This is a genomic window from Cellulomonas sp. P4_A2, from assembly GCF_056402515.1.
Genome location: NZ_JBFUHG010000001.1, coordinates 470,677 through 488,089 on the forward strand (window position 1 = coordinate 470,677; position 17,413 = coordinate 488,089).

At 72.0% G+C, this 17,413-nt stretch carries 19 protein-coding genes and 1 pseudogene; 10 read left to right on the forward strand and 10 right to left on the reverse strand.

The genetic code is table 11. The annotated features are described in order from the left end of the window. Positions 1-17 precede the first annotated feature (17 nt). Together AC1DUE_RS02420 and AC1DUE_RS02425 are read right to left on the reverse strand one after the other, a co-directional pair. Positions 18-434 (reverse strand): hypothetical protein, encoded by a 417-nt coding sequence (locus AC1DUE_RS02420; protein WP_477037777.1) that lies wholly within the window; start codon positions 432-434, stop codon positions 18-20. A gap of 85 nt (positions 435-519) precedes the next feature. Then, positions 520-1,941: a multidrug effflux MFS transporter gene (locus AC1DUE_RS02425; protein WP_477037778.1), complete on the reverse strand. Its 1,422-nt coding sequence runs from the start codon at positions 1,939-1,941 to the stop codon at positions 520-522. A 117-nt stretch (positions 1,942-2,058) separates the two neighbouring features. Between AC1DUE_RS02425 and AC1DUE_RS02430 the strand changes: the two genes are divergently transcribed. From AC1DUE_RS02430 to AC1DUE_RS02440, 3 genes are all read left to right on the forward strand, one after another. Beyond that, the gene (locus AC1DUE_RS02430; protein WP_477037779.1) at positions 2,059-3,399 is read left to right on the forward strand and encodes a GmrSD restriction endonuclease domain-containing protein; all 1,341 of its coding nucleotides are present in this window, start codon (positions 2,059-2,061) and stop codon (positions 3,397-3,399) included. A 61-nt stretch (positions 3,400-3,460) separates the two neighbouring features. Then, complete coding sequence (locus AC1DUE_RS02435; RefSeq protein WP_477037780.1) at positions 3,461-4,165, forward strand: LmeA family phospholipid-binding protein; 705 nt, start codon at positions 3,461-3,463, stop codon at positions 4,163-4,165. Beyond that, positions 4,162-4,884, forward strand: a complete 723-nt coding sequence (locus AC1DUE_RS02440; protein ID WP_477037781.1) for a M50 family metallopeptidase — start codon at positions 4,162-4,164, stop codon at positions 4,882-4,884. The genes AC1DUE_RS02435 and AC1DUE_RS02440 overlap by 4 nt, the downstream gene beginning before the upstream one ends. On the opposite strand, the gene AC1DUE_RS02445 is transcribed toward AC1DUE_RS02440, so the two are convergent. Both AC1DUE_RS02445 and AC1DUE_RS02450 read right to left on the reverse strand, forming a co-directional pair. Then, positions 4,881-5,117, reverse strand: a complete 237-nt coding sequence (locus tag AC1DUE_RS02445; protein ID WP_477037782.1) for a zinc ribbon domain-containing protein — start codon at positions 5,115-5,117, stop codon at positions 4,881-4,883. The genes AC1DUE_RS02440 and AC1DUE_RS02445 overlap by 4 nt on opposite strands. Then, complete coding sequence (locus AC1DUE_RS02450; protein WP_477037783.1) at positions 5,114-5,551, reverse strand: MarR family winged helix-turn-helix transcriptional regulator; 438 nt, start codon at positions 5,549-5,551, stop codon at positions 5,114-5,116. Before AC1DUE_RS02450 ends, AC1DUE_RS02445 begins: the two co-directional genes overlap by 4 nt. A 120-nt stretch (positions 5,552-5,671) precedes the next feature. On the opposite strand from AC1DUE_RS02450, the gene AC1DUE_RS02455 reads away from it, so the two are divergent. Together AC1DUE_RS02455 and AC1DUE_RS02460 are read left to right on the forward strand one after the other, a co-directional pair. Next, positions 5,672-7,213, forward strand: a complete 1,542-nt coding sequence (locus tag AC1DUE_RS02455; RefSeq protein ID WP_477037784.1) for an N-acyl-D-amino-acid deacylase family protein — start codon at positions 5,672-5,674, stop codon at positions 7,211-7,213. Positions 7,214-7,246: 33 nt separating this feature from the next. Beyond that, the gene (locus AC1DUE_RS02460; protein WP_477037785.1) at positions 7,247-7,621 is read left to right on the forward strand and encodes a RidA family protein; all 375 of its coding nucleotides are present in this window, start codon (positions 7,247-7,249) and stop codon (positions 7,619-7,621) included. Positions 7,622-7,640: 19 nt separating this feature from the next. On the opposite strand, the gene AC1DUE_RS02465 is transcribed toward AC1DUE_RS02460, so the two are convergent. Further along, entirely contained in the window at positions 7,641-8,798 is a 1,158-nt protein-coding gene (locus AC1DUE_RS02465) for an alanine racemase (RefSeq protein WP_477037786.1), read from the reverse strand. A gap of 154 nt (positions 8,799-8,952) precedes the next feature. After that, positions 8,953-9,579, reverse strand: a pseudogene (locus AC1DUE_RS02470) (HNH endonuclease family protein); the annotation flags it as partial. Between the two features lie 207 nt (positions 9,580-9,786). On the opposite strand from AC1DUE_RS02470, the gene AC1DUE_RS02475 reads away from it, so the two are divergent. The 4 genes from AC1DUE_RS02475 to AC1DUE_RS02490 all read left to right on the forward strand — a co-directional run bounded on the left by AC1DUE_RS02475 (position 9,787) and on the right by AC1DUE_RS02490 (position 13,817). Then, positions 9,787-11,784, forward strand: coding sequence for an HNH endonuclease signature motif containing protein (locus AC1DUE_RS02475; protein ID WP_477037787.1), 1,998 nt, complete (start codon positions 9,787-9,789; stop codon positions 11,782-11,784). A gap of 145 nt (positions 11,785-11,929) precedes the next feature. Then, the gene (locus AC1DUE_RS02480) at positions 11,930-12,934 is read left to right on the forward strand and encodes an aldo/keto reductase (protein ID WP_477037788.1); all 1,005 of its coding nucleotides are present in this window, start codon (positions 11,930-11,932) and stop codon (positions 12,932-12,934) included. 14 nt (positions 12,935-12,948) lie between these two features. Then, on the forward strand, positions 12,949-13,419 hold the full coding sequence (locus tag AC1DUE_RS02485; RefSeq protein ID WP_477037789.1) for a MerR family transcriptional regulator: 471 nt from the start codon (positions 12,949-12,951) through the stop codon (positions 13,417-13,419). 41 nt (positions 13,420-13,460) lie between these two features. Next, positions 13,461-13,817 carry a DUF2809 domain-containing protein gene (locus AC1DUE_RS02490; RefSeq protein ID WP_477037790.1) on the forward strand — a complete coding sequence of 119 codons (357 nt, stop codon included), beginning with the start codon at positions 13,461-13,463 and terminating at the stop codon, positions 13,815-13,817. Between the two features lie 86 nt (positions 13,818-13,903). Here AC1DUE_RS02490 and AC1DUE_RS02495 read toward each other — a convergent pair whose 3' ends face one another. After that, complete coding sequence (locus AC1DUE_RS02495; RefSeq protein WP_477037791.1) at positions 13,904-14,341, reverse strand: nitroreductase family deazaflavin-dependent oxidoreductase; 438 nt, start codon at positions 14,339-14,341, stop codon at positions 13,904-13,906. Positions 14,342-14,483: 142 nt separating this feature from the next. On the opposite strand from AC1DUE_RS02495, the gene AC1DUE_RS02500 reads away from it, so the two are divergent. Then, the gene (locus AC1DUE_RS02500) at positions 14,484-15,110 is read left to right on the forward strand and encodes a hypothetical protein (protein WP_477037792.1); all 627 of its coding nucleotides are present in this window, start codon (positions 14,484-14,486) and stop codon (positions 15,108-15,110) included. A 125-nt stretch (positions 15,111-15,235) separates the two neighbouring features. On the opposite strand, the gene AC1DUE_RS02505 is transcribed toward AC1DUE_RS02500, so the two are convergent. The 3 genes from AC1DUE_RS02505 to AC1DUE_RS02515 form a co-directional block, all read right to left on the reverse strand. After that, positions 15,236-15,418 carry an antitoxin gene (locus tag AC1DUE_RS02505; RefSeq protein WP_477037793.1) on the reverse strand — a complete coding sequence of 61 codons (183 nt, stop codon included), beginning with the start codon at positions 15,416-15,418 and terminating at the stop codon, positions 15,236-15,238. 26 nt (positions 15,419-15,444) lie between these two features. Then, positions 15,445-16,824 carry an MFS transporter gene (locus AC1DUE_RS02510; RefSeq protein WP_477037872.1) on the reverse strand — a complete coding sequence of 460 codons (1,380 nt, stop codon included), beginning with the start codon at positions 16,822-16,824 and terminating at the stop codon, positions 15,445-15,447. A gap of 145 nt (positions 16,825-16,969) precedes the next feature. Further along, entirely contained in the window at positions 16,970-17,401 is a 432-nt protein-coding gene (locus tag AC1DUE_RS02515; protein ID WP_477037873.1) for a hypothetical protein, read from the reverse strand. Positions 17,402-17,413: the final 12 nt, after the last annotated feature.

Genomic DNA, 17,413 nt, shown 5'->3' on the forward strand with positions numbered 1-17,413 from the left:
CGTCGCGGTTCGGTCCGCTACCAGGCCCAGCCGCGGCTGGCGAGCTCGACCTCTTCGCGGAAGCGTTCGGCTCCGTCGCCCTTGGGGTGCACCTCGACCTCGACGCCGGCGAGCTTGCACGCTTCCGCGAGCAGCTGGTCGTAGGCGAGCTGCGACGCGATGAGCCGCTCGGCCCGGGCGAACGTGTGCGGGTCGTCCTCGAGCTCGCGCATGTGGTCGGCGACCTTGGTGAGCCGCGACTGGACGTGCAGCGTCATGAACGGGTCGTAGACCGGCGGGTGCTCGCGGCGTAGGTGCGCGGCGACGTGCTCGAGCCACCCGGCCACGGCTCGCTGCCAGCGCGGGGGCTGGTCGGGCGTGGCGATGAGGCCCCAGGCCAACCGAAAAGCGAGGGCCGGGACGAAGAAGAGGAAGACAAAGAGCACCAGGGTCACGGAGCGTCCTTCATCGCGCGCTTCCCGCCAGGTTATGTCGCGCAGTGTGACCTGCGCCACATCAATCCTCATCCGAAGTGAAGGATCACCCTGGGCAGGGCACCGCGTCGGGCTCGTCGGCCCGCGAGGCCGGTCCGGCCGCCCGCGCGTGCTCGCTTGCGCGCGCCCCGGAGGGTCGGCCGAAGCCCGGCGCGTTGACGTCGGACGGCGTGCCGTCCGCGCGAGCCGAGACGGCTGCGACCACGGCGGGGACCAGGACGCGGGACTGCGCCGACACGTCCGTGTGGACCTCCTCCGCGGCCGTCGTACGGACCCGGTTCCACGAGCGGCGGACGGCGAGCAGGAGTACCGCGGAGATGAAGATCGTGCCGGCCATGACCCCGGCCATCGACTCGGCGGTCGGCGTACCGCCGATGCTGGTCAGCGGGGCGATGAGAGCGCCGAGCCCGAACTGCAGGGCACCGAGCAGGGCGGCGGCGGACCCGGCGCGGTGCGGGTTGCTGGCCAGAGCGATGGCCGGCGCCGACGGCAGGACGAAGCCCGCGGTACCGAGGGTGAGCACGAGGAGGGTCACGACGAGCCAGAGCGGCCCGCCGACGATCGTCGTCGCGAAGAGGGAGAGCGAGAGACCGAGACCGACCAGGACGGTGCCGCTGAGCACCTGCTCGGGCGTGAACCGGCCGACCAGCGCACCGTTGACCTGCGAGCCGGCGGTGATCGCGACCGCGCCGCCCGCGAACACCCAGCCGAACTGCTGCGCGGTCATGCCGTAGCCGTCCTGGAACACGAACGTCGAGGACGCCACGTAGGTGAACATCGCGCCCAGGTAGAACGCGGACATGAGGGCCAGGCCGAGGAACGGCAGGTCGGCCAGCAGGTCACGGTAGGTGCGCAGCGCGCCGAGGGTCCCGCCGGTGCGGCGCAGGTGCTCGGGCAGGCTCTCCCGGAGCGCGAACGACGAGACGACGAGCAGGACCGCGCCGACGACGGCCAGGAAAACGAAGATCAGCCGCCACGAGCCGAACCGCAGCAGCTGGGCGCCGATGGTCGGGGCGAGGATCGGTGCGACGCCGACCACGAGCATGAGCCGGGCCATCACCTTGGAGACCGCGAGCCCCTCGTACCGGTCGCGGACGATCGCCATCGACAGGACCATGCCGGTCGCGGCGCTGAACCCCTGGACGAACCGCAGGCCGGTGAAGACCGTGATGTTGGTGGCCACGGACAGCGCGACGGAGACGACCACGTACACGGAGAGGCCGACCAGGAGCGGGCGCCGGCGACCGAAGGCGTCGGAGATCGAGCCGATGGTCAGCTGCCCGAGAGCGAGCCCGGCCAGGGACGCGGCGATGGTCAGCTGCACCGCCGCGGCGGACGTGTTCAGGTCGGCCGCGATCTCGGGGAACGCGGCGAGGTAGGTGTCGAAGGTCAGCGGGCCGACGGCAGTCAGCGCGGAGAGCAGGAGGACGAAGCCGACGCTCACACGCGTCGCGGGGATCCGGGCCATGAGGGGTGCAACGGTTGCGGACCGCAAGCATCTTCCCGAGGTGTCCAGTCCTCGGGACGGAATGTGATCTGCGTCGGTCGCTCTCACGCGCGATCGTGCGGGTGCCGATGAGTTGACGTGACACCTGTCGAGGCCGACGGCCCTGCCCCTGTCCGCGGTGCCGGGTGGGAGCCCTGGCGCATCGCGGGCGCCGCCGGGTTCGGCCTGGTCTCGTTGAGCGGCCTCGCCGGCGGCTGGGGCGGCGCGGTGCTCTTCGCCTCGCTGTACCTGGGTGCGACGGCGCTGTGGGCGCTGGTCCGCAAACGGTCGTGGCTCGGTCCGATGCGCCGCCGGGGCACGGTGATCCTGCTCGCGTGCGGGTTCGTCGGGCTCGTCGTCGGAAGCGCCGCGGCGACGCCGGCCGAGCCGGTGCCGGCCGCCTCGGGTGCGACCGCGACGGCCGGACCGACGGCTGCCGCCGAGCACAGTCCGACCGCGGAGGCGACGCCGACCGTCCCGGCCGTCCCGACGCTCGAGGAGCAGGCCGCCGCGCTGCCCGAGCCCGAGCCGGCACCGGTCGCCGACGTCGCAGCGGTCGAGGCCACCGCCGCTCCGCAGACGGCGCTGGGCGCGGTGCTTCTGCTCGAGGTCAAGGGTCGCGCGCCGAAGACCGGCTACGACCGGGACCTGTACGGGCAGGCGTGGAAGGACGTGGACCGCAACGGCTGCGACACCCGCAACGACATCCTGCGCCGGGACCTGACGTCGATCGTGCTCAAGCCGAACACGCAGGACTGCGTCGTCGCGACGGGCACCCTGCAGGACCCGTACTCGGCGCGCGCGCTCGACTTCGTCCGCGGCCAGGAGACGTCGTCGGCCGTGCAGATCGACCACGTCGTCGCCCTCTCGGACTCATGGCAGAAGGGCGCGCAGGCCTGGGACGTGACGCGCCGCGAGGCGTTCGCGAACGACCCGCTGAACCTGCTGGCCGTCGACGGGCCGCTCAACATGCAGAAGGGCGACGGGGACGCCGCGACCTGGCTGCCGCCGAACAAGTCCTTCCGGTGCGCGTACGTCGCGCGCCAGGTCGGCGTGAAGTACACCTACGGGCTCTGGGTCACGCAGGCCGAGCGCGACGCGATCGTGCGCGTCCTGTCGACATGCCCGGACGAGCCGCTGCCCGCCGGGTCGTCAGTCCCTGCGGTCCCGGCGCCCCCGGCCCCGGTCGTCGCGCCGCCCGTCGCGGCTCCCGTCGCGCCCGCGCCCGCTCCGGTCGCCCCGGCACCCGTGGCACCGGCACCCGCGCCTGCTCCCGCTCCAGCCCCGCCGCCCGTCGAGGCGCCGGCCCCGAGCGTCTACTACAAGAACTGCACCGAGGCGTGGGCCGCAGGAGCTGCGCCCGTGCACGTCGGCGACCCGGGCTACGCGCCGCACCTCGACCGCGACAAGGACGGCATCGGCTGCGAGCAGCGCCCCTGAGCGCGGTCCATGACCCCCCGGGCCACTACGGTGAACCCGTGATCACACGCGGGCGGCAGGCATGAGCAAGGGTGCGGTCGTCGCGGGCGTCGCCATCGGCGCCGTGGTGCTGCTGGTCGGTGGCGCGTTCGTCGCGGACCGCGTCGTGGCGTCCACGGTGGAGAAGCGTTCGGTCGAGGCGATCCAGCAGAACCTGGACGGTGTCGTCGGCACGCCGACCGTGGACATCGGCGGCTTCCCGTTCCTCACGCAGGTGCTCAAGGGCTCGCTCGACGAGGTCTCCGGGCAGGTCGACGGGGTGACGATCGAGGGCATCCCGGCCACCGACGTGACGCTCGACGCGACGAACATCACGACCTCCGAGCCCTACACCGCGGGCACGGCGACCATCGAGGCGACGCTGCCGACCGCGTCGATCGACCAGATCATCGCCGACCAGACGACGCTCTCGATCACGACCAACGTCGACGGTGACGCGCTGCAGGCGACCGGCCAGGTGCTCGGTGTGCGACTCACGGCGAGCCTCATCCCGCGGGTCGAGGACGGGAAGCTGCTGGTGGACGTGACGAGCGTCGCGATCGGCGGGGCGTCCCTCAGCGTCGACTCCCTGCCGAAATCGATCGGCGACAAGCTCGACGACATCGAGATCCCGGTCAAGACCGGCCTGCCCGAGGGGCTCGTGCTCTCCGGGGTCCAGGTCGTCGACGACGGCGTCCGCATCACCGCGACCGGCACGGACGTCGTCATCCCCACCGAGGTTCCGTGAGCAGCTGGTTCAGCGATGCGTGGTCGGACATCACGACGCCGCAGCCTGTGCCGTCCACGGCCGTCGTCGTCGGAACAGCAGTCGCGGTCCTCGCCGTGCTCGTCGTGCCGGTCGCCTGGCACCTCGCGCGGCACGGCCTGACGATCGTGCACGAGGCGTTCCACGCCGGTGTTGCGGTCCTCGTCGGCAGACGGCTGTCCGGGATCAAGGTGCACTCGGACACCTCGGGCCTGACGGTGTCGTCGGGAAGGCCGCGCGGGCCGGGCATGGTCGCTACGGCCGCCGCCGGGTACACCGGCCCCGCGATCCTGGGGGTCGGCGCCGCGTTCCTGCTGTCGCGGGGGTACGCGGTCGCGCTGCTGTGGTTGCTGCTCCTGGTGCTGGTGCTCGTGCTCGTCCAGATCCGCAACTGGTACGGCCTGTGGTCGGTGCTGGTCACCGGGGCGCTCGTCGTGGCGGTGACGTTCTGGGGTTCGTCGCAGGTGCAACTCGTGTTCGCCTACCTGGTCACGTGGTTCCTGCTGCTCGGGGCGCCGCGCGCGGTGATCGAGATGCAGTCCCAGCGCCGGGGGCGCCGGGGTGCCGCGGACACGTCCGACGCCGGCCTGCTCGGACGCCTGACCCACATGCCCGGGGGTCTGTGGGTCGGCATCCTGCTCCTGTTCTGCGTCGCCGCGCTGGCGCTCGGGGCCGCTTGGCTGATCGGGCTGCAGCTCTAGCGCGCGACCACCCGCGGATGGTCCTTCCACGCCGGCAGCGTCGCCATGTGGTCGAGCGTCTCGGCCTCCAGCTGCTCACGGCTGGCGTCCGGCTCGCGTCGGGCCTGCCAGCTGATCATCCGCTCGAACCGCTCCTCGAACGCGTGCAGGTTGCCGTCCGCGTCCGTGCAGTGCGCGCAGTAGCGGCCTGACTCGACGGGCATCCCGCAGCTCTCGCAGTGCATCTCGGTCATGGTTCCTCCTTCTCGTTCGCCTGGATCAGTGCTCTCAGTCCGCCGACGAGACCAGCGCGCTGGTCGTTCGTCATGCTCGTCGCGGCTCGGGCGAGCAGCTCGGTCGACAGGACCTGACGCTCGCGCTCGAGGGTGTCGAACCCCTGACGGGTGAGCCAGACCAGAGTCCGGCGGCGGTCGTCCGGGTCGGCCTCGCGTTCCAGCAGCCCCTTGCCCTCGAGCTGCGTGACGATGTCGCTGACCACGGACTGCGCCCGGTCGAGGTGCTGCGCGGCTTCGCCGACGGTCAGCGGTCCGGTGTGTGCGAGGTGCAGGAGGACGGCGCGCGAGGCCCCCGACATCTGCGCGCGCTTGCCGTCGCGACGGTGAAAGCGCAGGTAAGCCTGCTGGAACGCGTCCTCGAACTCCCTCGCGAAGTCCTCTTCCTGGGTCACGAGGCTCACGTTCCCGCTCGTGCGATCCATCGTCAATCCCGATGCGTTCGGATGCTCCGCCTCCCGGCGGTCCGGCGTCGGCGGGGGCATGATCGTCCCGGGTTCGAGGTGAGGACAGGGATGAGCGGCGAGACGACGCGACCGGTGCTGGTGCGAGGTGGCCTGCTGGCCGACGGGGTCAGCGACGACCTGCTGCGAGCCGACGTGCGGCTGGCGGGCGACCGGATCGTCGAGATCGGTCCGGACCTGGAGGTCGAGGGCGCCGACGTGATCGACGCCGGCTGGCAGCTCGTCATGCCCGGGTTCATCGACACGCACGTGCATGTCGACGCCCTCGTGCTCGACCCGGACGCGCAGGCGGCGATGACGTTCCAGGGGGTCACGACCGCCGTGCTCGGCCAGGACGGGGTGTCGTTCGCCCCCTCGCCGCCGGGCTCCGGTGCCACCGAGTACGCGGAGCGGTACTTCGCGGCGATCAACGGGCGGCACCCGTCCTTCCGCGGCGGCTCGGTGGCCGAGCTGCTGGCCACCTACGACGGCACGACGACGGTCAACACGGCCTACCTCGTGCCGCACGGCACCGTGCGGTTCGCGATCATGGGGGCTGACGACCGACCGGCCTCGTGGGACGAGATCGCCGCGATGGTGCGGCTCCTCGAGCAGGGTCTCGACGATGGCGGCGTCGGGATGTCGACCGGGCTCGAGTACGCGCCGGCGATGTCGGCGTCCCGTGACGAGCTGCTCGCGCTCTGCTCAGCCCTGGCCTCGCGCGGGAAGCCGCACGTCTCGCACATGCGCGGCTATGAGGACCGGGCCCCGACCGCGCTCGCGGAGCTGCTCGGACTGTCGCGGGCGACTGGCGTCGGCACGCACGTGTCGCACTTCCACGGGCCGGCCGAGTCGCTCGTGCCCATGGTCGACGCCGCCCTCGACGAGGGGCTCGACCTCACGTTCGACTCGTACCCCTACCTCAAGGGGTCGTCGATCCTGGCGCTCGTCGCCCTGCCGACGTCCCTGCCGCTGGCCGACGCCGAGCGGACGCTGGCCCTCCTCGCCGACCCGGCCGTGATCGCGTCGCTGCCGCCACGTGACGACGTCTGGCCGCGCGTGACGATCTCGTGGGCCCCGGGCTTCGAGTGGACCGAGGGGATGCCGCTCCTGGGAGTCGCTGCCCGGCTCGGCCTCTCTGCGTCGGACGCCGCCCTGCACCTGCTGGTCCAGACGAAGCTGCAGGTCGGGTGCGTGTTCGGGTTCCCGCCCGGTGCGACCGAGCACTCGATGCGGGTGCTCGCGCAGCACCCCGCCCACTGCGCCGGCTCCGACGGTCTCTACCTCGGCGGTCACCCGCACCCGCGCGGCTGGGGCACGTTCGCGCGGTACCTCGGCGAGCACACGCGCGAGCTGGCCGACTGGTCGTGGCCGGAGGCGCCGGCGCACCTGTCGACGACCGCCGCACGGCGGTTCGGGCTCACCGACCGCGGCTCCGTGCGACTGGGTGCGCGCGCGGACCTCGTGCTCCTCGACCCCGCGAACGTCATCGACCGGGCGACCTACGAGGAGCCGCGCACGCTGGCGACCGGCGTCCAGGCGGTGCTCGTCAACGGGGTTCCCGTGCTGCTCGACGGCCGGCTCACGGGTGCGCTGCCCGGCCGCCCCAGGTGACGGCTCAGGCTCCTGCCAGGTGAGAATGGGCGCATGACCCGCGAGAAGATCAGCACCCCCGACGCCCCGCAGCCCGCCGGCAACTACTCCCAGGGCATCCGCCTGGGCAACCTGGTCTGGACCGCCGGCTTCGGCCCGCAGGACCCCGTGACCGGCGAGATCGCGCCGTCGGTGGGCGACCAGACGCGGCAGGTGCTGCGCAACGTGGCGGCCACGCTCGCAGCCGCCGACCTCACGCTCGACGACGTCGTGAAGACCACCGTCCACCTGGCCGACCTCGCAGACTTCGCCGAGTTCAACGCCGTCTACGGCGAGTTCTTCGGCGACCCCAAGCCGGCGCGCACCACCGTCGGGTCGGTGCTCGCGGGGATCAAGGTCGAGATCGACGTGGTCGCCGGGCGCGTCTAGGCCGACGTCGGCGACGTGCCTAGAACCAGGTCGTCACGACGTCGACGACACGCTGCTCGGAGTCGAGCACCGGGATCACCCGCCACTTGTCGAACGCGGTGCACGGGTGCGAGATGCCGAGCTCGAGCAGGTCGCCGGGGCTCAGGGGGTCCGCGTCCGTGCCGGCCTCCAGGAACGCGTGTTGGTCGTTGGTGCGTGTGACGATCCAGCCCGTCCTGTTGAGCACCACCGGCAGGCCCGAGTCGTAGGGCACATCGCGCTTGCCGGCACCGACCAGCGCGAGGCCCGGTTCGGGCGTCGAGAGGACCTGCGCCCAGACCCGCAGCGCCGGGTGGAGGCTGCCGGCGATCCGCGTGAAGGGGGTCGACGAGACGTACGTGCCGTGGTCGTGCGTCACGTAGGACCCGGACCGCAGGATCGTCCGGCCACCCGGAAAGGCGCGCAGCTCGTCGGCAACAGCGTCGAAGAACGCCGACCCACCCGCGGACAGGACGATCTCGCCGTCGATGTACGGCCGCAGCTCGGTGGCGACCAGGCGCACCTCGGCGAGGAACGCGCGGGCCTCGTTGATGCTCGAGCAGCCGCCCTCGTACGCGCTGACGCCCCGGAGGCTCACGTTGTCCGTCGCCGCGATCGCCTTCGCGACGGCGAGCGCATCCGTCCGTGAGCGCACGCCGGTGCGGTCGTAGCCGACCTCGAGGAGCACGGTCAGCGATCCCCCGGCGTCCTTGGCCCTGGCGACACCCTCGACCGAGTCGACGTAGAACAGGATCTCCGCGTCGTCGCACGCCGCGATCCAGCGCAGAACCGTCGGGTCGACGATCTCGTTGGCCACCAGGATCCGTCGGACCCCGAACGAGTACGCCGCGAGCAGCTGGTTCCCCGTGGCGACCGTCATGCCCCACGCCCCTGCGTCGAGCTGCGCGGCGAAGACCTCCGCGGACATCGTCGTCTTCCCGTGCGGCGCGAACTCCAACCCTCGGTCGCGGGTCCAGTCGGCCAGCTCCGCGATGTTGTGCGCGAGCGAGTCGGCGTCCAGCGTCAGCACCGGGAACGTCAACGCACCGTCCGTGAGCGTGTGCCCTGCGGCTGTGAACTCGTCGACCGTGACCGGTGTCGGCTGCCAGAAGCCCTTGGTGGTCGGGCCGATCTCCCTCGTCGGGACGTGGACGGACATGCCCTCGAAGGTAGCGCCGTTCCGGTTGGCCGGTCGGTCGGGGTCGTCGGCCGCTCGCCGCCTGATCGGGTCCGGGCCCGGCCGGCCGTTTCCCGTAGGCCCCGGCGTCCTTCGCGACGACGCACCGGCCCAACTCGTGCTCGAGCGCGTCGTGCTCGGCGGCGGTGACCCACAGGCCGTAGGCCGACTTCACGCGGATCTGGCGCAGCACGTAGACGCAGCGGTAGCCCTTGTTGGGCGGGAGCCAGGCCGCGGCGTCGGAGGCGCCCTTGTCCTGGTTGGCGGGGCCGTCGACGGCGAGCAGGTTGGCGGGGTCGTTGGCGAAGGCCTCCCGCTTGCCCGCCGACCAGTCCTGCGCCCCGGTCTCCCAGGCGTCGGCCAGGGCGACCACGTGGTCGATCTGGACGTCGGCGGAGTCGGGTCCGCGGACGAAGGCCTCCGTCGTGCCCGTGTACGGCTCGTCCAGGGTCCCCGCCAGCACCGTGCAGTCGTCGGTCTCGGTGCGCTTCTCGACGAGGTCCCGGGCGAGCACGTCGTTGCGGGTGTCGCAGCCGTTCCGGTCGACGTCCGCCCACGCCTGCCCGAACCGCTCGCGCGAGTACCCCGCACTCGGTGCGCGCTCGCGGACCGTGAGCCGGTCCAGCGACTCCCCACCTGCGACCAGGTCCGCCTGCGTCACCGGGTACCGCGCCGCGACCCGTGCCTGCGTCCAGGCAGGGACGCCCGCGCCGATCGCCACGCAGACGATCAGCACGAGGAACCACGGCCAGGCTCGCTTCATGGTGCGACGGTCGCAGGGTGGTGGGGTGTGCTGCGGCCGCCGCGTGGTTGGTCTTGTCGGGTGGGGCTGTGGGCGGTTGGCGACGCATAGGTTGGCGCGACGTGGGGCTGTGGTCGCGTCGTGGTGCACAGGCTGTGGATATGTTCGCGCAGGTCAGCGACGGTTTTGGTCTTGCGTGCGCCGTCTGGATGACGTAGCGTCGAACGTATGTTCGAAGCACCTGAGACTGCGGTTGCGGTGGCGGCCGAGTGGCCGTCCCCGCCTACCGACGAGGCCACCGCCAAGGCGCCAGAGCACGCCGTCTCGCCCGCTCGGGCTCTCGCCGGCACGGCCGCAGAGCACCTCGGATTGCTGGTGGCGTGTGCGTCGACAGTCGCAGTGGATGCACGGTCGGCGTCGTCCTGGGTGTCGTCGGCGCGGGTCGCCGCGCTCGCGTCTCTCGATGCGGCCGTTGCAGCGGTCGCCGAGGCGCGGGCGCATCTGCTGGTCGCGGACCGGGACGCGGGCGACTCGCAGCTGCCGGGGGACCGGTCCTATGAGGCGGCGCGAGCGCGGGTGACGCGTGCGGGGGTGGGGGACGCGCGCCGGCAGGTGCAGCAGGCCGACGCGCTGGTCTCGATGGGGACGGTGGCAGTCGGGGTGCGGGACGGGTCGGTCCCGTTGGGGCACCTGGACGTGCTGGCCCGAGTCGCGGCGGCCGCGTCCCCGGAGGTTGCAGCGGTGCTGCGCTCCGAGGAGGTCCAGCAGGACATGGTGCGGTTGGCGCGGGTGCAGTCGGCGCCGGACTTCGGCAGGGCGCTGGCGAGGTTCGTGGCTGCGCAGGACCCGGCCGGGCTGGAGGCCGCGCACCAGGACTCCTACCAGGCGCGGTTCCTGGTCTTGTCGGCCCAACCTCACGGCGTGTTCCTCAAGGGTCAGCTGGACTCGACGGCGGCGGAGTCGCTGCGGGTCGCCCTGGATGCGATGGGTCAGTTCCCCGACGAGACCCGCTCCCCGGGTCAGGCGTGCGCGGACGCACTGGTGATGCTCGCCGAACGCATCTGTGCCGGGACTTCCGCCCCGCTCGGTGCCGGGACAGCCGCGCCGCTTGGTGCCGGGACAGCCCCAGGCGCCAGCCGCGTGCCGCGAGCGCCGGGCGCCGGCCACGTGGCGCGAGCGGCGGGCGATGCTGCACATGACACCGGTGACGTTGGGGCGCGCATGGGCGGCGGCCTGAGCGTGCCAGCCGGCTCCGGTGACCTGCCTGATGGTGTGAGTGAGCCGGCATCTGGAACGGGCTCCCGTCCCCACCTGTCGCTGCTGGTGCCGGCCGCCACGTTCGCCGAGCTCCTCGCCCACGAACAGGCCCGACACGCCAAGGCCGCCACGCGCGGCAGCGAATCGAACTGCGCCGATTCCGACCAGGACGCCCAGACCGACCCTCATTCGGGCTCGGGCTCGGGCTCGGGCTCGGGCTCGGGCTCGGGCTCGGGCTCGGGCTCGGGCTCGGGCTCGGGCTCGGGCTCGGGCCCCGGCCTTGGCGCCGATGCGGGTCGTGGCCGGGATCGGAGGCGGGTGGCGCCGGACTGGTCACCAGTGCCTCCTGCGACGCTGGAGGACGGGACACCGGTGGCGATGTCCGAGCTCGCGCGGTGCCTGTGCGATGCGGACATCACCCGGATCGTGATGGCGGCCGACGGGCAGCCCCTCGATGTGGGCCGCACCCGCCGGCTGCACACCCCGGCACAGCGCAAGGCGGTGATCGCCCGCGACCAGCAGTGCGTGTGGAACGGGTGCGAGACACCGGCCCCACGCTGCGAGGTCCACCACATCCGCTGGTGGAACCGGGACAACGGGCCCACCGACGTGGAACACGCCGCCCTGGTGTGTCGACACCATCACGGAGAGATCCACCGCCACGACCTGAGCATCCACCGGCTCCCGAACTCACCAGGCATCGAACCGGGCGGCGCACCCCTGCGGTACGTCTTCCGGAGCCCCGACCGTTCGGTCGCGAACGCGCCGCCCGCCTGGACCGGCGAAACGGTCGCGCCGCCGGGCCGGACCGGGTTCGGATCCGTCGCGCCATCCGGTCGGGCCGAGGTCGGGACGGATACCGCGACTCGAGCTGCCTCGGTAAGGGAAGCCAGGCGAGTTGCTCGGGAGCAGGCGTCGTTCGCGCTGTTCGAGTCCGACAGGCCTCCACCCGAGTGGGCGACCGGGTGACCGGACGGGCCGTGCCGTGGCCCCGACGTTCGGTCGGTAGGGCGGTTCAACGGTCCGGGCGCAGCAACGGGCACTGCGGCGTCACCGTGTGGGATGGCATGGATCGCTTGACTTAGAGCGCACTCGAAGGCGGACGGTGGGGGACATGACGATTTCTCTACGCACCATCGGAAGTGGTTCGGCTGCGCTCACGGTCTCGGCTCTCGGGCTGGGGTGCATGGGCATGTCCGACTTCTACGGCACGCGTTCCGAGGAGGGCAGCGGCGACGAGCAGGAGTCGATAGCGACCATCCGCAGGGCGCTCGAACTCGGGGTGACCTTCCTCGACACCGCCGACATGTACGGGCCGTTCACCAATGAGAGGCTGGTCGGTCGGGCGATCGCGGGGCGGCGCGACGAGGTCGTGGTCGCCACCAAGTTCGGGATCCGGCGGGACCCGGAGGACCCGAGCGTCCGCGGCGTCGACGGTCGGCCGGAGTACGTCCGTGAGGCCGTCGACGGCAGCCTGCAGCGGCTCGGCATCGACCACATCGACCTCTACTACCAGCACCGCGTCGACCCGTCGGTGCCCATCGAGGAGACCGTCGGGGCCATGGCGGAGCTGGTCGCCGCCGGCAAGGTGCGGTTCCTCGGTCTGTCCGAGGCCGGGCCGGAGACGATCCGGCGGGCGCACGCCGTGCACCCGATCACGGCCGTCGAGACCGAGTACTCGCTGTGGACCCGAGACGTCGAGGCGGAGATCCTGCCGACGCTGCGCGAGCTCGGCATCGGGCTGGTGCCTTACTCGCCGCTCGGTCGCGGGTTCCTGACCGGCACGATCACCTCGACGGACACCCTCGACGAGCGCGACTTCCGGCGGGCCAACCCGCGGTTCGTCGGCGACGCGCTGGACGCCAACCTGCTCATCGTCGAGAAGATCTGGGCGCTCGCGGAGGCCAAGCACGTGACGCCGGCGCAGCTCGCGCTGGCCTGGGTTCTCGCGCAGGGCGCCGACGTGGTCCCGATCCCGGGGACACGGCGGACTGCTCGGATCGAGGAGAACGCGGCCGCCACGGAGATCGCGCTCACGGACGAGGAGCTCGCGACCCTCGGCGAGCTCGACGCCCCGACCGGCGACCGGTACGCGGACATGTCCTCCGTCAACCGCTGAGGCATGATCGAACCATGAGCCTGCTCGCGGAAAGCTGGAGCCTCGCGGAGGCGGCCGAGGCCACCGGCCTGACCGCCCACACGTTGCGTTACTACGAGCGGGACGGGCTGCTGCTCGGGTCGGTCGACCGGGCGTCGTCGGGCCACCGCCGCTACACCGACCAGGACCTCGGCTGGATCCGGATGGTCACCCGGCTGCGGTCCACCGGCATGTCGATCCGCGACGTCCGGCAGTACGCGGACCTGGTGCGCGCCGGCGACGGGAACGAGGCCGAGCGCCTCGACCTCCTGCGCGCGCACCGGGACCGGGTGCGCAACGAGCTGCGCGAGGTGGAGGCACACCTCGACGCCATCGAGTTCAAGATCGAGCTCTACGAGGCGCGGGTCGGGAGCGAGAGCAGCACGACCGGGAGCGCCGAGCCGCAGGACGGTTCCCCGTCCGACGCGGACAGGCTCGCGACCCGCGACGAAGCGAGCGTCTCCTGAGGCGCGACCGTCGGATCGTCGCCGCGGCAGCGGTGCTCGTGGTGGTCGCTGGGCTGGTCTCTGGGAGCAGCCCGGTCGGCGACGCGCTCTATGCGGTGCTCGTCTTCGTGCTCGTCGTCGGGGTCGCGCCGAGGATCCGTACCGGCGCGGCGGCGGCGACAGCGTTCGGGATCTGCGCGGCGATCGAGCTGCTGCAGCTGACGGGTCTGCCCGCGGCGATCGTCGACGAGGTTCCCGCGGCGCGCTACGTGCTCGGGACCACCTTCAACGCGCCGGACCTGCTCGCCTACGCGGCCGGTGTCCTGGTCGCCGCGGTGGTGGATCTGCTGGTCAGGCGTGCGGCGGAGCGCCGACGGCGAGCGGACGCGGAGACCGCTGCGGTGAGCGCTCCGGGCTGACTCGCTCGCTGCTCATTGCGCGACGCTCGTCGCGAACCAGAGCCCTCCGCTCTCGGTGCGAGCGCGGGTCTCGTCGCGACCTGAGGTCACGCCATCGGCGTGAGGACGAACACCGGGATGAGGCGGTCGGTCTTCTTCTGGTAGCCCCCGTACGCCGGCCAGACGGCGAGGGCGTGGGTCCACCACTCGTCGCGCTCGGCGCCGGACGCCTCGTGGGCGAGGTAGTCCTTCTTGACGGCCCCGTCCTGGAGCTCGACGTGCGGGTGCTCGACCAGGTTCCGGTACCAGGCGGGGTGCTGGGCCGCGCCACCCTTCGATGCGACGACGGCGTAGCTGCCCTCGTGCTCGACGCGCATGAGGGCGGTCTTGCGCAGCTTGCCGCTGCTCGCGCCGACGGAGGTCAGCACGATCACGGGCTTGCCCTGCAGGAGGTTCCCCTCCCGGCCGTCGGTGGCTTCGAAGAGCTCGGCCTGCTTGCGGGCCCAGCCGGACGTGCTCGGGGCGTACTCACCGGAGAGAGGCATGCCCACCCGAACGGCTGACAGAGAGCCCCGATTCCCCGAACCCTCATCTTCCCGGCCAATCTGCCGATACGGTCTGCGCACACAGGCGCGCCACATGCGTCTCACAGCCTCCGCGTCCGCGCGGTCCTCCGATCGGAGAACGATGAAGTTCAACCCGCCCCCGAACTGGCCGGCGTCCCCCGAGGGCTTCACGCCGGCGCCCGGCTGGGTGCCGGACCCGAGCCTGCCTGCGCCGCCTCCGGGCTGGCAGCTGTGGGTCGAGGACGACGTCGCGCTCCCGGGCGAGTCGACGGACGCGGCGCGCCACCACCGCCAGGCGATCCTGTCGTTCTGGGTCGGCGTCGGGGTCCTCGTCGCGACCGCGATCGCGACGATGTTCGCGTCGTCGATCGGCGTGCTCTGGTGGGGCGGTCTGCTCGTCGGTGCGTCGTCGCTGATCCGCGCTTTCGTCACGTACCGGGCCTCGCGCAAGGACGGCGCACCGTCGCTGTCGGGCGCGGCCAAGGGGCTGGCCGTGGTCGGTCTGGTCGTCGCGCTCGGCGCCGGCGCCTACTCCGCGAGCGAGATGGTCGCGAACGAGACGCTGAACACCGCGGTCGGCTCGTGCTGGCACGTGACGTCGGACGACGAGGCGATCGCGGTCTCGTGCGGGGACGAGCACGAGTACAAGGCCGTCGCCGAGGTCGGCTCGGACGCGGAGTGCACCGAGGACCAGGCGGTCGTGCAGGCCGACGACGCGGACAAGGTTCTCTGCCTCGTCGAGGACTGAGCGCCAGGACTGAGCGCCAGGACTGAGCGCGAGGACTGAGCGCAAGGCCTGAGCGCAAGGCCTGAGCGCAAGGACTGAGCGCGCGAGAGGGCGGCGACCACACCGGTCGCCGCCCTCTCGTCTGCCTACTTCTTCTGGCTGTCCAGGAAGTCCTTGGCCTTCTCGACGACGGAGTCGACCTTGCCGTCGTCGGCGTCGCTGAGCTTGGACTTGGCCGCGTCCGCCGCCTTGTCCAGGCCGGACTTGACCGCGTCGCTGTGCTCGGACAGCGCGTCCTTCGCCTGACCGAGCAGGTCGTCGATCCCCATCGCCGTGCTCCCCTCGTCGAGTCTTCCTAGTCTCCGACGGGTTGGGGGGTCGCGCCCGCCGGGACGTGCTCGGTCGTCGTGCGCGGCATCGCGGCGGCGGCCACGACCATCGCCAGCGCGACGCCGAGGACCACGACGAACGCGACGGTCACGGCCGAACCGAACTGCTGCGGGGCCTGCGAGGGGGTGAGCCCGCCCATGCGCGCGTTGACCACGGCACCGAGCACGGCGACGCCGACCGCGCTGCCCATGGACCGCGAGAACAGGTTGGCGCCGGTCACGACGCCCCGGTCGCCCCAGCCGACGCTGGACTGGGCGGCGATCAAGGTGGGCGACGAGGTCAGGCCGAGCCCGGCCCCGACGACGAAACAGGACAGCCCGACGCCGATGACGGTCGGGCTGGTGGACACCCAGGCGAGGGCGGCGACGCCGAGAACCGCGACGACGGACCCGACGAGCGCAGTGGTGCGGAAGCCGTACCGCAGGTAGAGCCGGCCGGACTGCGAGGCGGTGATGGGCCAGCCGATGGTCAGGGCGGCGAGCGCGAGGCCGGAGGTCAGCGGCGAGACGTGCAGCAGGGCCTCGAGGAACGACGGGACGTACGACGTCAGCCCGATCAGGATCACGCCGACGGCCACGGCGATGAGGGACGCCGCGAGCAGCAGGCGCCGCGTGAACACCCACAGCGGCAGCACCGGTTCGTCGGCGGTCTGCTCGACACGGATGAAGGCCAGGAACAGCAGGATCCCGACGACGAACGCGCCGATGCTCTGCGGCGAGCTCCACGCCCACGCGTTGCCGCCCTCGAGCAGCCCCAGGATCAGCAGGCTCATCGACACGGTCAGCAGCCCGCCGCCGGCCCAGTCGATGCGATGGCTCTTGCGCTCGACGGTCTCGTGCAGGAACCGGATGAGGAGCCAGGCGGCCGCGATGCACAGCGGGATGTTGACGAAGAAGATCCACCGCCAGCTCACGAACTCGGAGAAGATGCCGCCGAGCGTCGGACCGACCACCGACGAGATCGCCCAGACGCTCGCGATGTACCCCTGCGCCTTCGCGCGCTCGGCGACCGTGTAGATGTCGCCGGCGATGGTGATCGCCATCGGCTGCACGGCCCCGGCGCCGAGTCCCTGCAGCGCACGGAACGCGATGAGCGCCGGCATGCTCCACGCGAACCCGCAGAGGACCGATCCGACGAGGAACAGGGCGATCCCGAGCAGGACGACGGGCTTGCGACCGATCGTGTCCGCGAGCTTGGAGTAGATGGGGACGCTGACGGCCTGCGTGAGCAGGTAGATGGAGAACAGCCACGGGAAGCTGCTGAACCCGCCGAGCTCGCCGACGATCGTCGGGACGGCCGTCGCCAAGATGGTCGCGTCGATCGCCACCAGGCCGGTGGTGACCATGATCGCGATGAGGATCGGGCCGCGGTCGGAGCGGAATCCGACGCCCGCGGCGGTCGCAGTGCTGGTCAGGGTGCTCTCCTCGTCGTCGACGATCACAACGCGCTCGGGCTCGACGCATTCCGACCGACCGACTGGTGGACCTGCGCTACGGCGTTGCCTCGTGGCCGGAGCGCCCGTGCGTGCGGTTCTCCTCCTTCAGCCGCGCCTCGTAGACGTGCCGACGACCACCCGTGAGCTCGTCGCGGACGCGCTTCTCGGCCGCCTGGAACACGCGGTAATAGGTGTCGTCGTACTCCTCGACGACCTGGAACGTCCACCGTCCGGCGAGCACGTTGCGGCCGACGAGCTCGGCGCGCAGCTCGTCGGCGATCCCAGGATGACCTGCGGCGGCGAGCTGGTCGAGCGCGTCCGTGAGCTCGGCGTCCGCCCGGCCGGTCAGCCGGTGGAACGCGTACAGCATGCCGCGCGCGTGCTCGATCACCTCGAAGGCCGCCGTCACGGCGCCGACCGCGTCCACGACGTCGTCCGGCGTCCCGGGGGCCCGGTGCGCGGCGTCGCGTTCGTCGTCGGAGGTCATCCCCTCGATGGT

What these genes read in the sequence shown, in the direction of transcription:
- AC1DUE_RS02425 (WP_477037778.1), bottom strand. Translation starts at nt 1,941, where the DNA reads ATGGCCCGGATCCCCGCGACGCGTGTGAGCGTCGGCTTCGTCCTCCTG.
- AC1DUE_RS02435 (WP_477037780.1), top strand. Translation starts at nt 3,461, where the DNA reads ATGAGCAAGGGTGCGGTCGTCGCGGGCGTCGCCATCGGCGCCGTGGTG.
- AC1DUE_RS02445 (WP_477037782.1), bottom strand. Translation starts at nt 5,117, where the DNA reads ATGACCGAGATGCACTGCGAGAGCTGCGGGATGCCCGTCGAGTCAGGC.
- AC1DUE_RS02455 (WP_477037784.1), top strand. Translation starts at nt 5,672, where the DNA reads ATGAGCGGCGAGACGACGCGACCGGTGCTGGTGCGAGGTGGCCTGCTG.
- AC1DUE_RS02460 (WP_477037785.1), top strand. Translation starts at nt 7,247, where the DNA reads ATGACCCGCGAGAAGATCAGCACCCCCGACGCCCCGCAGCCCGCCGGC.
- AC1DUE_RS02465 (WP_477037786.1), bottom strand. Translation starts at nt 8,798, where the DNA reads ATGTCCGTCCACGTCCCGACGAGGGAGATCGGCCCGACCACCAAGGGC.
- AC1DUE_RS02475 (WP_477037787.1), top strand. Translation starts at nt 9,787, where the DNA reads ATGTTCGAAGCACCTGAGACTGCGGTTGCGGTGGCGGCCGAGTGGCCG.
- AC1DUE_RS02480 (WP_477037788.1), top strand. Translation starts at nt 11,930, where the DNA reads ATGACGATTTCTCTACGCACCATCGGAAGTGGTTCGGCTGCGCTCACG.
- AC1DUE_RS02485 (WP_477037789.1), top strand. Translation starts at nt 12,949, where the DNA reads ATGAGCCTGCTCGCGGAAAGCTGGAGCCTCGCGGAGGCGGCCGAGGCC.
- AC1DUE_RS02495 (WP_477037791.1), bottom strand. Translation starts at nt 14,341, where the DNA reads ATGCCTCTCTCCGGTGAGTACGCCCCGAGCACGTCCGGCTGGGCCCGC.
- AC1DUE_RS02500 (WP_477037792.1), top strand. Translation starts at nt 14,484, where the DNA reads ATGAAGTTCAACCCGCCCCCGAACTGGCCGGCGTCCCCCGAGGGCTTC.
- AC1DUE_RS02505 (WP_477037793.1), bottom strand. Translation starts at nt 15,418, where the DNA reads ATGGGGATCGACGACCTGCTCGGTCAGGCGAAGGACGCGCTGTCCGAG.
- AC1DUE_RS02510 (WP_477037872.1), bottom strand. Translation starts at nt 16,824, where the DNA reads ATGGTCACCACCGGCCTGGTGGCGATCGACGCGACCATCTTGGCGACG.
- AC1DUE_RS02515 (WP_477037873.1), bottom strand. Translation starts at nt 17,401, where the DNA reads ATGACCTCCGACGACGAACGCGACGCCGCGCACCGGGCCCCCGGGACG.